13 protein-coding genes are annotated in these 12,765 nt (G+C 44.4%); 4 read left to right on the top strand and 9 right to left on the bottom strand.

Annotation, left to right across the window (positions count from 1 at the left end; genetic code table 11):
* Positions 1–25: 25 nt before the first annotated feature.
* The 3 genes from hflD to BS617_RS07330 are packed head-to-tail and all read right to left on the bottom strand — an operon-like array spanning position 26 to position 2,263.
* Positions 26–688, bottom strand: coding sequence for a high frequency lysogenization protein HflD (gene hflD / locus BS617_RS07340; RefSeq protein WP_075172191.1), 663 nt, complete (start codon positions 686–688; stop codon positions 26–28).
* A 3-nt stretch (positions 689–691) separates the two neighbouring features.
* On the bottom strand, positions 692–1,795 hold the full coding sequence (mnmA, locus tag BS617_RS07335) for a tRNA 2-thiouridine(34) synthase MnmA (protein WP_075172190.1): 1,104 nt from the start codon (positions 1,793–1,795) through the stop codon (positions 692–694).
* 27 nt (positions 1,796–1,822) lie between these two features.
* A complete protein-coding gene (locus tag BS617_RS07330) occupies positions 1,823–2,263 on the bottom strand; it encodes an NUDIX hydrolase (RefSeq protein WP_075172189.1) in 441 nt (146 codons plus the stop codon).
* Positions 2,264–2,342: 79 nt separating this feature from the next.
* Between BS617_RS07330 and BS617_RS07325 the strand changes: the two genes are divergently transcribed.
* Positions 2,343–2,792 carry a molybdenum cofactor biosynthesis protein MoaE gene (locus tag BS617_RS07325; protein WP_075172188.1) on the top strand — a complete coding sequence of 150 codons (450 nt, stop codon included), beginning with the start codon at positions 2,343–2,345 and terminating at the stop codon, positions 2,790–2,792.
* A 16-nt stretch (positions 2,793–2,808) separates the two neighbouring features.
* On the opposite strand, the gene BS617_RS07320 is transcribed toward BS617_RS07325, so the two are convergent.
* Together BS617_RS07320 and BS617_RS07315 are read right to left on the bottom strand one after the other, a co-directional pair.
* A complete protein-coding gene (locus BS617_RS07320) occupies positions 2,809–3,477 on the bottom strand; it encodes a pseudouridine synthase (RefSeq protein ID WP_075172187.1) in 669 nt (222 codons plus the stop codon).
* A gap of 229 nt (positions 3,478–3,706) precedes the next feature.
* A complete protein-coding gene (locus BS617_RS07315; protein ID WP_075172186.1) occupies positions 3,707–3,919 on the bottom strand; it encodes a cold-shock protein in 213 nt (70 codons plus the stop codon).
* A 224-nt stretch (positions 3,920–4,143) separates the two neighbouring features.
* On the opposite strand from BS617_RS07315, the gene clpS reads away from it, so the two are divergent.
* Both clpS and clpA read left to right on the top strand, forming a co-directional pair.
* Positions 4,144–4,503, top strand: coding sequence for an ATP-dependent Clp protease adapter ClpS (gene clpS, locus BS617_RS07310; protein ID WP_075172185.1), 360 nt, complete (start codon positions 4,144–4,146; stop codon positions 4,501–4,503).
* 13 nt (positions 4,504–4,516) lie between these two features.
* Positions 4,517–6,769 (top strand): ATP-dependent Clp protease ATP-binding subunit ClpA, encoded by a 2,253-nt coding sequence (gene clpA, locus BS617_RS07305; protein ID WP_075172184.1) that lies wholly within the window; start codon positions 4,517–4,519, stop codon positions 6,767–6,769.
* Between the two features lie 54 nt (positions 6,770–6,823).
* Here the strand turns inward: clpA and infA are convergent, their stop codons facing one another.
* The 4 genes from infA to trxB all read right to left on the bottom strand — a co-directional run bounded on the left by infA (position 6,824) and on the right by trxB (position 9,670).
* Positions 6,824–7,042 carry a translation initiation factor IF-1 gene (gene infA, locus BS617_RS07300; protein WP_075172183.1) on the bottom strand — a complete coding sequence of 73 codons (219 nt, stop codon included), beginning with the start codon at positions 7,040–7,042 and terminating at the stop codon, positions 6,824–6,826.
* A gap of 106 nt (positions 7,043–7,148) precedes the next feature.
* Positions 7,149–7,862 (bottom strand): arginyltransferase, encoded by a 714-nt coding sequence (locus BS617_RS07295; RefSeq protein ID WP_075172182.1) that lies wholly within the window; start codon positions 7,860–7,862, stop codon positions 7,149–7,151.
* A gap of 27 nt (positions 7,863–7,889) precedes the next feature.
* Entirely contained in the window at positions 7,890–8,582 is a 693-nt protein-coding gene (aat, locus tag BS617_RS07290) for a leucyl/phenylalanyl-tRNA--protein transferase (protein WP_075172181.1), read from the bottom strand.
* 131 nt (positions 8,583–8,713) lie between these two features.
* Positions 8,714–9,670: a thioredoxin-disulfide reductase gene (trxB, locus tag BS617_RS07285; protein WP_075172180.1), complete on the bottom strand. Its 957-nt coding sequence runs from the start codon at positions 9,668–9,670 to the stop codon at positions 8,714–8,716.
* A 392-nt stretch (positions 9,671–10,062) separates the two neighbouring features.
* Between trxB and BS617_RS07280 the strand changes: the two genes are divergently transcribed.
* Positions 10,063–12,765 (top strand): DNA translocase FtsK, encoded by a 2,703-nt coding sequence (locus BS617_RS07280; RefSeq protein WP_075173483.1) that lies wholly within the window; start codon positions 10,063–10,065, stop codon positions 12,763–12,765.

Raw genomic sequence — 12,765 nt, 5'->3', positions numbered from 1 at the left:
GGTTTCGACAAATTTACCTTTTTCTTTATCGGATTTTTTGTAGAGAAGGTCTAATTCGAGAGCGGAAAAACAACATGTGCCAGCGCTTACCACCTACTTGATTCCACAAAATGGCAGCACGAACACCAGCAAGTAATAGGGCACGAATTTTAGCGGCATTTTCTGCGTTTTGCAGATGTCGTGGGTCTCCAGAGACCTGTATTCTAAAATTAAAAGTGCTGATTGTGTCTTGGTATAGGTTAGCGATGTTGGCAATGATACTGGAATGCGTGAACGCTGATGGCTCGTCCATAGGGTTGGACACATCTGGGCTAAAATAGTGAGTCTTCTCTCTAATGTCGTCTAGTCGATCGCTAATTGTCTCAAGCATGCCAGGTGTTTTGCGCACCTTGGATTGAAGCATCATTAGGCTTAATACATAGTTGGTGATGTTGTTGTTTTTCACATCGCCTTTTTTTTCAACCAGGTCGCTTAACGTCTTGATGCCCATACCTAAATTGTTGGGTAAGCTACTAACCCCGCCAAATACATCTTCGGTAATATTGGGTGAATCAACAAATAAGCTATAAATAGAAGACTCAAGGCTGTGTTGAGGTACCATGCCTCGAGTGGCTATTTGATCGACTAAGGTCGCCACTTGAAACATGGCGGCTAAAGCTATGGTTTGTTCATCATGTTCACGAGACATTAATTACGCCTTTTTTCCAGTCGATTCGATAGCACCACCACCTAAACAAAGATCATCTTTATAAAAGACGACGGATTGCCCTGGGGTAATAGCGCGCTGCGCTTCGTTAAAGTGGACTATATAAGATCCATCTTCTTGTTTTTCAAGTACACAATCCTGATCTTCTTGACGATAACGGACTTTTGCTTTGCAGTGAAAAGGGGTTTGTGGTGCTTGTCCATTTATCCAAAACAAAGAGTCACTCGTTAACCAATCAGTAAAGAGCAAGTCGTTTTCTATACCTTGAACGGCGATTAACACGTTACGCTCTAGGTCTTTACCTGCAACAAACCACGGTTCTTCTGGGTAGTTTTTGAGGCCGCCGATATGTAAGCCTTGACGTTGCCCTATGGTGTAATACATCAAACCCGAGTGTTCACCAATGACGTCTCCACTCTCTGTTTCTATTTTTCCAGGCTGAGCCGGTAAGTATTGCTGTAAAAAGTCTTTAAAGCGGCGCTCTCCGATAAAGCATATGCCAGTACTGTCTTTTTTGTTGTGAGTAATAAGGTCGTGTTCTTCTGCTATCCGGCGAACTTCAGGCTTTTCAAGCTCACCCACGGGGAATAAGGTCTTCTTAATTTCGTTTTCTCCCACTTGGTGGAGAAAGTAGCTCTGGTCTTTGTTGTTATCTAAGCCTTTTAGTAAGCACGTGTGTCCGTCTCTTTCACCGCGACGTACGTAGTGACCTGTTGCAATAAAGTCAGCTCCTAATTCAATCGCGTACTCTAAAAATGCTTTAAATTTTATTTCCCGGTTACATAGGATATCGGGGTTAGGAGTGCGGCCGGCTTTGTATTCCGCTAAAAAGTATTCAAATACATTATCCCAGTACTCAGCCGCAAAGTTGGCTTTATGGAGCACAATGCATAGCTTGTCACAAACTGCTTGGGCATCGGCCATATCATCCATTGCTGTGCAATATTCAGTGCCGTCGTCTTCTTCCCAGTTCTTCATGAACAGGCCTTCTACTTGATAGCCTTGCTGCATTAGTAAAAGCGCAGAAACAGAAGAGTCGACACCGCCAGACATGCCGACGATAACTTTTGCAGTATGATTTTGGGTCATGAAATACTCGAACTAATTGGGTCAGTGTTAAATGTTGCGTACAAAATTTACGGGAAACCGCCGATTATCCAGATAATCGTCAATGCATGCCAGTACCAGGGGGCTTCGAATTTGATCGAATTGTGCAATTAACTCTTCACGGGACATCCATAGTGTTCTTACAATGTCATTATCAAGTTGATAGTTGGGTTCTGCCGATAAGATGGAGGCGACATAGCATAAGCGGTGATACGTTACGCCATTACTGCCTTCACACGTATACAAGCCGACAAGATCGGTAAGCGCTACGTTAAGGCCTGTTTCTTCAAGTGTTTCACGAATGGCGGCTTGTTCGAATGTTTCACCTTCTTCTACATGGCCAGCAGGTTGGTTGAAAACATGTTGGCCATTGTCGATTTCTTCCACCATCAAAAATAGACCTTTTTGCTCAATAATAACGGCAACGGTAGCATGCGGTGTCCAACTCATATGAATCTCCTAGGTAACTCGTGGAAATACTAGCATTAATGGTATGATTTTTCTTAAACAGTGATGACGCGGAAACGATATGGACTCAATTAGAATTGATGTGCAAACAGAAGACTTTAATATTGCACAGTTACATCATTGGTTATCATTGGGCAATGTATCATCTGGAGCTGTCGTTACCTTTACGGGCTTGGTTAGGGATCAGACCACCAATGATTTTGAAGGCTTGTTTTTAGAGCATTACCCAGGTATGACCGAAAAAGCATTGTTGGCTATTGCTAACCAAGCTTGTGAACGTTGGGACATTAACAAACTGCACATCGTGCACCGTGTGGGCCGTTTGCTGCTTGCTGACAATATTGTGTTTGTAGGGGTTTCGTGTCCGCATCGTGCGGAAGCTTTCGAAGCAGCCCAGTTCGTTATGGATTATCTAAAAAGGGACGCGCCGTTCTGGAAAAAAGAAATCGGCAAAAACCCTAAATGGGTAGAGCAAAAACAATCAGACCTAGACAAAGCGTCTCAGTGGTAAAAACGCTATATCCGCTTTAGCGTTTAGTTTTTAATAGCTTTGATCCCTTGGTTGGTTTTCTTGTAGAGGCTTTGCCACCTGTTTTTGCGGCGGTAGAGCGTTGGTTTTTTAGGGGGCGCTGCTTGTTTTTGGAAGGGATGGTAATATTTGCTTCCATTTGGCGCTGCTCACCCGGCGCTAAGCCTTCAATAGTCCACGCTCCAATAGCGTATCGAATAAGCCGTAGTGTAGGGTGGCCTACGGCGGCCGTCATTCTTCTTACTTGCCTGTTTTTCCCTTCGGTTATCTTTAATTCTATCCATGTGGTCGGAATATCTTTGCGCTCTCTAATAGGTGGGAGGCGATCCCAAACATGCGGGGGGGCTATAGCGCGGGCTTTGGCAGGACGCGTAAGGCCGTCTTTCAAAACCACCCCTTTTGCTAGCTGTTCAATTGCCATGGCAGATACTATGCCTTCCACTTGAGCCCAGTAAGTTTTTTCCATTTTAAACTGTGGATGTGCTAAGTGATGCTGCAATGCGCCATCATCTGTTAAAATCATTAAGCCTTCGGAATCAAAGTCTAAACGGCCAGCAGGATAAAATCCCGGCGTTTTAATGAAACTAGCTAGTGTAGTTTTCTCACCAGATTCAGAAAATTGGCTTAAGACATGATAAGGCTTATTTAATAGAATGATGTTAGACATGAAAGGCCTAAAGCTAAGCAGGAAAGTGGGGCATAATTATACAAAGAAGATGCAATAAGCGCATGCAAGATTGAATAACAGTGTATATAAAGTGAGACAGTACTATTTTGGGGCTGATGAAACAGTCTATTGCTAATTTAGCAACTTGTATAAAACTGACCTTCTAACAGGCAAAACAACAGTAAACTGCTGCTTTGCCTGTAATCAGCAAATGAAGGTGATTAAAGAATTATGAAGCGATGGGGGTGATGTTAACCGCATGCAGCCCTTTGGGGCCTGGAGTTGTCTCAAACTCTACGGTTTGTCCTGCTTTAAGACTTTTATAACCTTCTGATTGTATTGCTGAATAATGGGCAAATAGATCTTCGGTGTAATTTTCATCTGGGATGATGAAGCCGAACCCTTTAGCATTATTGAACCACTTAACTTTCCCTGTCTGCATCACGTACTCCTAGTTAAAACTGTTTAAGGTCTACCTGCAGATAGCAGACCTATACCGCTCACTCCTGCTACACTCAAATGAAAGAGTTGTAACTAAGAGTGAATCTTCCATATTATTCTAACAGGGATATCAGAAATCCATCTCCTGTTACAATTAGTATAGCATTCTGTTAAGGCTGTGCTAATCATTGTATTTTTTTTAATAAAAATTTACAGAGTAAATTCATGTTTGAAGTAATAAAATCGGTTAAAACAAGATTATCGTCTGAGGATGAGGACAATAATAACGACCACGGTTGCTTGGTAACTCAAGAAGCAGCGCCTAAACTCAAAAGACCATCTATGTATCGGGTCGTTTTGATGAATGATGATTTCACTCCTATGGAGTTTGTAGTAGAAGTATTAATGATCTTTTTTAATATGAATCAGGAGAAGGCAACACAAGTAATGCTTTCGGTGCATACACAAGGAAAAGGCCTTTGTGGCGTTTTTTCTCGTGACGTCGCTGAAACTAAAGCAACACAAGTGAATCAATATGCTAGAGATAACAAACACCCGTTGTTGTCCGAAGTAGAAGCTGTATAGCGGAGGCGTGGCTATGTTAAATCGTGAACTTGAAGATACGTTAAGTGCAGCGTTTAAAGGAGCAAGAGAAAAACGTCATGAGTTTATGACGGTTGAACATCTATTGTTAGCATTGCTCGAAAACAGTGACGCGTCCAAGGTGCTTAATGCTTGCGGTGCGAATTTAGAAAATTTACGTCAAACCTTATCAGATTTCATTGATGAGACCACTCCACTCCTACCTGAAAATATACCTAATATGGAAACCCAGCCAACTTTAGGTTTCCAGCGTGTACTGCAGCGTGCTGTATTCCACGTGCAATCATCTGGCAAAAGCGAAGTTAGCGGTGCTAACGTTGTTGTCGCTATTTTTAGCGAGCAAGAAAGCCAAGCGGTTTACTCTCTTCAGCAGCAAGGCGTTGAACGGTTAGATGTTGTTAACTTTATCTCTCATGGCATAGGTAAATCAGCTGATGATGAAGACGAAGCAGCGGCCGAAAATGATGATGAAGGCGCTCAAAGCAGCGCAACGGCACTAAGCAAGTATGCGGTAAACCTTAATCAGCAAGCGGCAGAAGGTCGAATTGATCCGCTCATTGGCCGCGCTGCCGAAGTTGAACGTGTTATCCAAATTTTGTCTCGCCGTCGTAAAAACAACCCGTTATTAGTGGGTGAAGCTGGCGTGGGTAAAACCGCTATAGCTGAAGGTCTGGCTAAGCTGATTGTGGATGAAGAAGTCCCGGAAGTGATTCAAGGTAGTATTGTTTATTCCTTAGACTTAGGTGCGTTACTTGCGGGTACTAAGTACCGCGGTGATTTTGAAAAACGCTTAAAAGCTTTGCTGGGAGAAATTAAAAAAGCAGAAAAGTCGATTCTGTTCATCGATGAAATCCATACCATTATTGGGGCCGGTGCAGCTTCTGGCGGCTCAATGGATGCTTCTAATTTACTCAAGCCGCTGCTTAGCTCTGGGGATTTGCGCTGTATTGGTTCAACAACGTTCCAAGAGTTCCGTGGAATATTCGAAAAGGACAGGGCGTTAGCGCGTCGTTTCCAAAAAATTGACGTGCTTGAGCCTAGCGTTGATGAAACATATGAAATTTTGCGCGGGTTGCGGAAAAAATTTGAGCAACACCATGAAATCGAGTACACCGACGAAGCATTAAAAGCGGCCTCTGAGTTAGCTGACCGATACATTAATGATAAGCACATGCCGGATAAAGCGATTGATGTCATCGACGAAGCTGGCGCATATCAACGTTTGCTAAGTGCCGATAAGCGAAGCCCTGTTATTGGTTTGCATGAAGTCGAAACCGTCGTGGCCAAGATCGCTCGCATTCCTCCTAAAACAGTGTCTGTATCGGATAAAGAGCAGCTTAAAAAGCTGGATAACAACCTCAAGATGGTTGTGCTGGGGCAAAATGAAGCCATTGATAGCCTGTCATCCGCTATTCGCTTGTCACGCGCAGGCCTTAATGATCCGCATAAACCCGTGGGTAACTTCTTGTTTGCTGGCCCAACAGGGGTGGGTAAAACAGAAGTAACTAGCCAGCTTGCCCGCATTTTGGGTATTGAGCTAGTGCGCTTTGATATGTCTGAGTATATGGAGCGACATACAGTTTCGCGCCTGATAGGAGCGCCTCCGGGTTATGTTGGGTATGACCAAGGCGGGCTATTAACTGAAGCGATAACTAAAAGCCCTCACTGTGTACTGTTGTTGGATGAAATTGAGAAAGCGCATCCCGAAGTATTCAACATCCTGCTTCAGGTAATGGACAACGGATCGTTAACTGATAACAATGGCCGTAAAGCTGATTTTCGCAATGTCATACTGGTTATGACTACCAATGCGGGTGCAGAAGCAATGAGTAGACCATCTATTGGTTTTACGCATCAAGATCACTCGACAGATGGAATGGAAGCCATTAAGCGACTCTTTACGCCTGAATTTAGGAATCGTTTGGATGCGGTTATCCAATTTAAACCACTATCAACAGATATTATCATTGGCGTGGTGGATAAATTCTTAACAGAACTGCAAGCTCAACTGGACGAGAAGAAAGTGGTGCTTACGGTTGATGATGAGGCGCGTGCTTGGTTGGCCAGTCATGGATATGACGAGAAAATGGGGGCGCGTCCAATGAAGCGTTTGATTCAAGAGAAGCTCAAAAAGCCACTTGCCGAAATGATCTTGTTTGGTGACTTAGCTAATGAGGGCGGGGAAGTGCATATTTCAGTTGATGAGAAAGATGAACTTGCTCTAGAAACAATAGTGGCGACTGTTTAAGTCGCCACTAGCAAATCTTTGCGGGAAGTGCACCCAAGTGTGCACTTTACTGTACTAACGAGCGCGGTATACGATGCGACCTTTAGTCAAATCGTATGGTGTTAGTTCAACTTTAACCTTATCGCCAGTTAAGATGCGGATGTAATTCTTACGCATTTTACCAGAGATATGTGCCGTTACTACGTGGCCGTTTTCGAGCTCTACGCGGAACATTGTGTTCGGCAGAGTGTCGATCACGGTACCTTCCATTTCAATGCTATCTTCTTTAGCCATTAATTACCTACCTGTGGAAAGGGCTGATTTCGAACGATGTCCTATTCTCAGAGCGGCGTATTTTGCCTTAATTACGCGGGGATATCAAAAGAAATACAGGAAAAACTCATCGAATAAGTATCCATTGGCCATCAATAAGGAATTCCATAGGCCTAAATCCTATTTTATATTTCATTTTTCTACACGATTGTACCCAATAACCAAGGTATAAATAATCGAGCCCTAATCGCTCACATTCTGCAATTTGCCATAAAATTGCAAAAGTCCCTAGGCTTCGCTTGCTAAATTCTGGGCTCGGATCGTAAAAAGTATAGGTGGCCGAGAGGCCACGAGTAAGCGTGTCGGTCACAGAGACAGCTATAAGAGTATCTTCTAAGTAGTACTCGATAAACTCACAAGGTTGGTCTCCGTCGACTAGAAAGCTAACAAACTGCTCTCTCGTGGGAGGGTACATGTCGCCATCCGCATGACGCTCGTTGATGTAGCGTGTATATAGATCAAAATAATCGTCATTGCAGTGTGGGGTGGCATGTTTAATAACTAAGTCTTTGTTGCGGCTGATAATTCGGCGCTGGGTTTTGCTAGCCTTAAAAGTGGCTACGGGTATCCTGACAGATATACACGCTTGGCATTGCTCGCAGTGGGGACGATAAATATGCTTGCCGCTTCGACGAAAGCCTAGGTCTGATAATTGGCTAAACGCACCCACACTGATACTTGTTTGAGGATCTACAAACAAAGTTTTTGCTTTATTGCCCTCAATATAACTGCAGTTATGCTCAGGGGTTGCAAAAAAGTGCAATTCTTTAAGGTCTGTCATCTAGCTAAAATCACCATTAACGATAGCTTAGCAGCTATGGTCAAATATCCATTGGTGTTCTGGTTCGCTGTCTATATAGCTATTAATATAGAGTAAAAATTCGTCCCGTGAAATCCCTATAGCCCCCAAACTTTCAAGATGGGGGTTATGCACTTGGCAGTCAATTAATGGGTAGCCCCATGTGTTAAGTTGGCGTGCTAATTTAATAAAAGCTACCTTCGACGCATTAGGTCTTAAACTAAACATGGATTCACCAAAGAACAACTTGCCCATAGCAAGACCATAAAGCCCCCCTATAAGCTCTCCATGCTCAGACCAGACCTCGACCGAGTGTGCAACACCTTGTTGGTGGAGCGATTGATAAGCGGTGATTATTTCGTCCGTAATCCAAGTACCCGATTCCTCTCGTAGCGCAGAACAGTGCTCAATAACGGAATTAAAAGCGTGGTCGAAGGTGACGTTCCAAGCATGCTTCTTCATGTGTTTTTTCATGCTTTTAGAAATATAAATGTCGCTTGGCTTAAGTACGCAACGAGGGTTAGGACTCCACCAAAGGATAGGTTCGTCTTCACTAAACCAAGGGAAAATGCCATGCCTATAAGCGTTAACTAAGCGTTGGGCGGACAAGTCACCTCCCGCGGCTAGCAGTCCGTTGGGCTCTTGTAGTGCATCGTCGACTGGAGGGAAATCTAAATGAGTAGGGGATAACCAAGGTATCATTATTAATCGGCTGTCGAATTATTTATGCGGGCAAGTGTGGTAAGACGTTAAACCTGTTTCATGTGATGAGCAATAAAAAAGGAGGGTGATTTCCCTCCTTGTTGATATAACAGCGAAAAACTACTGCTTTATTACTTGGTTAGCCCATCAAGGAAGCGCTCAGCATCCAGCGCGGCCATGCAACCGAAGCCAGCAGATGTAATAGCCTGTCGATAAATATGATCGCAAACATCACCCGCCGCATAAACACCTGGTACGCTAGTTTGTGTCGCGTTACCGTCAAGTCCAGACTGGATTTTTAAATAGCCGTCTTTCATCTCCAATTGGCCTTCAAAAATATCTGTGTTTGGTTTGTGGCCAATCGCTACAAATACGCCAGATAAGTCTAGTTCTTGAGTAGAGCTGCCGTCTGTGCTTTTAATGCGTACACCAGTAACACCCATATCATCGCCAAGGACTTCATCTAGCTGATGGTTCCAAATGATATTAATGTTGCCATTTTCAGCGCGCTCAAACAGTTTGTCTTGCAAGATCTTTTCAGAACGCAAGCTATCGCGGCGATGAATTAGTGTAACTTCGGCTGCAATGTTTGATAAGTAAAGTGCTTCTTCTACTGCGGTGTTACCACCACCGATAACCGCTACTTTTTGGTTGCGATAGAAGAATCCATCGCATGTTGCACATGCGCTTACCCCTTTACCTTTGAAGGCTTCTTCTGATTCTAAACCTAGGTATTGCGCCGATGCGCCGGTTGCGATTATGAGGGCGTCGCAGGTGTAAGTTCCCATATCGCCGGTAAGAGTGAAAGGGCGGTTTTTTACATCTACTTTGTTGATATGATCAAAGAGAACTTGAGTGTCGAAACGTTCAGCATGAGCTTTCATACGTTCCATTAGCTCTGGGCCTTGAACGCCTTCTACATCACCAGGCCAGTTATCAACTTCGGTCGTGGTGGTTAATTGTCCACCTGCTTGCATACCCGTAATAACGACTGGGTTAAGGTTAGCACGTGCTGCGTAAACGGCTGCTGTATAGCCAGCAGGGCCGGAACCTAAAATAATTAGTTGATGGTGTTGTGTTTCGCTCATGATAGTAGCCTTAAATCCAACTCGTATTGATACAATATCTACATATGATGGGGCGCAGCCCTTAAAATGCAATGACATTGGTTTAAAAATCATTAAAAGCAGTAAAGCTGCCTTCAATAAAACTTTTCGCTACCTCAAGTTGCACTTGTTAGAAGCGGTTAAGTAAAGATGCAATATGATACACAGAAATTATTCGCAACGGCTAATAATGATTACTCTTAAGGATATAGCTTAGCCTGCGATAGGGCGCGTGTGTTACTTCGTAAATAGCATCACATTTATGGGAAACAATCATATTTTACGTTGTCTGTGCAGAGCAGAAAGTTAGCAATTGTGCTATTTTTGTCGGTTTGTTATCAGTGCTTCAAGTTTAAGGATATTGAGTGGATAAAATGCGATCAGCCAGCCCGCAAGCGTTTATGGATTTACTGGCACGCGTAAGTAAAAGTTTTGTGCTGTTAGTTATTGCAGCCCTGTGTCTTTTTTTATTACTGAGTTTATTGGGCTACCACCCCAAAGATCCGGGGTGGTCTCATCTTGGGTATCATCCTGAAGTTCAAAATTGGACCGGGAAAGGCGGGGCGCTTGTCTCAGATATAGCTTTTTCTTTTCTGGGGGTTGCGGCGTGGTTAATACCATTTGTTATTGGTTTACCCATTATTCGTTTCATGATTCGAGGTGAAATTTCGTTATTGGATGGGCTTCCGTTTGTGATGCTGCGAGCATTAGGCGTGTTGCTTATCGTAACAACGCTTAGCACATTAGCGTCTATCCATGTCAGCAATGCCAGTTTAGGTTACAGCTTTACAAGTGGGGGGCTGCTTGGCGAAGCAATATCGGACGTGATGGTTTCGTGGTTCAGCATTTTAGGAAGCAGTGTTCTTTTGCTCGCTACGCTTCTGATTGGATTGACGTTTTATCTTGAGTGCTCATGGGGACAAATGCTCGATGCCGTCGGTAATTCTGTGCTTAAAGTGGGCTCTATAGGTCAGTTATTTACGTTCAAGCCAAAACCGACTAAAGGTTCAGAAACCTCGGTACAGGAGCGCGCTGAATCTTTACGTGAGCAATTTAAACAACGCTTTGAGCAGCCTAAAGCCAGACCGGTTGCACAAACCGGTAACACAGCCGCTACGGCTCCAACTGCAACGCCATTAACGCCATTAACGTCAACGCCAGTCCGGGGCAATACCGAGTATGACCTGGATAAAAGCCATTTGTCTTTGTCTGCCAATCGCTCGTTTGATGTTAATGAATCAACTGGCGAGCTATTGTCTTCTCCGGTACAAACCACTGAAGAGGTTGATATCCCTGTCGTCACTAACGTGGTGTCGTCTAGCACGAACCCTACCTTTGATGAAGGTGTTAAGGCAGCGGCGCCTACGATTGCTGGTATACCCGTAGTGGATCCGGCTACCCCTAAGCCATCATCATTAACACCGACCGGTTCAGTAGGGCAGGGCAACCCACTCAGTACAGAACAGAAAAAAGCGCTCAAAATTGTACCTTTGGCTGAAACGCATCAGCCAATTAAAACGGAAGATGAAGTAGATCTAAACACGCCTGCTATGGATAGACGCCCAGCGCGGTCTATACAAAAAATTCCTTCTATGGATCTACTTGATCCTCCTGAATTACATACAGAAACCGGCTATACCGACGAGCAACTAGAGGATATGTCGCGTTTGCTAGAAAGCAAGCTGAAGGATTTTGGGGTTGTAGCCGAGGTGGTTGAAGTTAACCCAGGTCCTGTTATCACTCGCTTTGAGATACAGCCAGCACCGGGAGTAAAAGCCAGTAAAATTACTAATTTATCAAAAGATTTGGCTCGCTCATTAGCGGTGTTGAGTGTGCGTGTTGTGGAGGTTATCCCCGGTAAATCCGTCATGGGTATAGAAATACCCAACGAGACGCGACAAATGGTGCGCCTAAGCGAGGTCCTTAACTCAAAATCCTACAAAGAATCATCATCGCGTTTATCTCTGGGCTTGGGTAACGATATAGCGGGGAACCCTGTGGTAACTAACCTTGCCAAGATGCCACATTTACTGGTCGCGGGTACTACAGGCTCGGGTAAGTCCGTTGGTGTTAACGCTATGCTACTGAGCTTGCTGTATAAAGCAACTCCTGAAGAAGTCCGCTTGATGATGGTTGACCCAAAGATGCTGGAGCTTTCTATTTACGAAGGCATACCGCATTTATTGACACCTGTTATCACTGATATGAAAGAGGCCGCAGGCGGTTTGCGTTGGTGTGTGGGGGAGATGGAGCGTCGCTATCGCTTAATGGCAAAAATGGGGGTGCGTAATCTAGCTGGATTTAACGATAAAGTTAAAGCAGCTGAACAGCGCAATGAGCCTATTCGAGATCCACTTTGGAAGGCAGAGGAGCACGGGGAACCAGAAGGTACACCCGCGCCTTATTTGGAATCGCTTCCGTATATCGTCGTCGTTATTGATGAGTTTGCTGACATGATGATGATTGTCGGCAAAAAAGTAGAGGAATTAATCGCCCGGATCGCTCAAAAAGCCCGTGCCGCAGGGATTCATCTGATTTTGGCTACGCAGCGACCTTCTGTCGATGTCATCACTGGCTTGATAAAAGCCAACGTCCCTACGCGTATTGCCTTTCAAGTATCTTCTAAGATTGATTCACGTACCATCCTTGATCAATCGGGCGCAGAGAACTTATTAGGTAACGGCGACATGCTGTATTTGCCCGCTGGAACAAGTGTCCCTAATCGAGTCCATGGCGCATTTGTGAGTGATGACGAAGTGCATCGAGTAGTTGAAGCATGGAAACAATTAGGCTCTCCGGTTTACATTGATTCTATTCTGGATGAGAGCAGCGGCGATGCAACTATGGGCAGTGGCGGTGGTCTATTTGATGAGGAGCAAGACGCTCTTTATGATGAAGCCGTTGCTTTTGTAACAGAAACCCGCAAAGCCTCCATCTCCAGTGTGCAGCGCAAATTAAAGATTGGTTATAACCGTGCTGCACGCATGATAGAAACGATGGAAGCGGCGGGAGTGGTTACCGAAGCAGGAAGTAATGGTCAGCGCGAAGTATTAGCTCCGCCGCCAGTGAGGAATTAA

Source organism: Neptunomonas phycophila, assembly GCF_001922575.1.
GTDB lineage: Bacteria > Pseudomonadota > Gammaproteobacteria > Pseudomonadales > Balneatricaceae > Neptunomonas > Neptunomonas phycophila.
Note: the sequence above shows the minus strand (reverse complement) of the source record. Positions and strands in the feature narration are given on the sequence as shown.

Excerpts from the sequence above, each read along its gene's own strand:
- hflD (WP_075172191.1), bottom strand. The coding sequence starts at position 688 with ATGTCTCGTGAACATGATGAACAAACCATAGCTTTAGCCGCCATGTTT.
- mnmA (WP_075172190.1), bottom strand. The coding sequence starts at position 1,795 with ATGACCCAAAATCATACTGCAAAAGTTATCGTCGGCATGTCTGGCGGT.
- BS617_RS07330 (WP_075172189.1), bottom strand. The coding sequence starts at position 2,263 with ATGAGTTGGACACCGCATGCTACCGTTGCCGTTATTATTGAGCAAAAA.
- BS617_RS07325 (WP_075172188.1), top strand. The coding sequence starts at position 2,343 with ATGGACTCAATTAGAATTGATGTGCAAACAGAAGACTTTAATATTGCA.
- BS617_RS07320 (WP_075172187.1), bottom strand. The coding sequence starts at position 3,477 with ATGTCTAACATCATTCTATTAAATAAGCCTTATCATGTCTTAAGCCAA.
- BS617_RS07315 (WP_075172186.1), bottom strand. The coding sequence starts at position 3,919 with ATGCAGACAGGGAAAGTTAAGTGGTTCAATAATGCTAAAGGGTTCGGC.
- clpS (WP_075172185.1), top strand. The coding sequence starts at position 4,144 with ATGTTTGAAGTAATAAAATCGGTTAAAACAAGATTATCGTCTGAGGAT.
- clpA (WP_075172184.1), top strand. The coding sequence starts at position 4,517 with ATGTTAAATCGTGAACTTGAAGATACGTTAAGTGCAGCGTTTAAAGGA.
- infA (WP_075172183.1), bottom strand. The coding sequence starts at position 7,042 with ATGGCTAAAGAAGATAGCATTGAAATGGAAGGTACCGTGATCGACACT.
- BS617_RS07295 (WP_075172182.1), bottom strand. The coding sequence starts at position 7,862 with ATGACAGACCTTAAAGAATTGCACTTTTTTGCAACCCCTGAGCATAAC.
- aat (WP_075172181.1), bottom strand. The coding sequence starts at position 8,582 with ATGATACCTTGGTTATCCCCTACTCATTTAGATTTCCCTCCAGTCGAC.
- trxB (WP_075172180.1), bottom strand. The coding sequence starts at position 9,670 with ATGAGCGAAACACAACACCATCAACTAATTATTTTAGGTTCCGGCCCT.
- BS617_RS07280 (WP_075173483.1), top strand. The coding sequence starts at position 10,063 with ATGCGATCAGCCAGCCCGCAAGCGTTTATGGATTTACTGGCACGCGTA.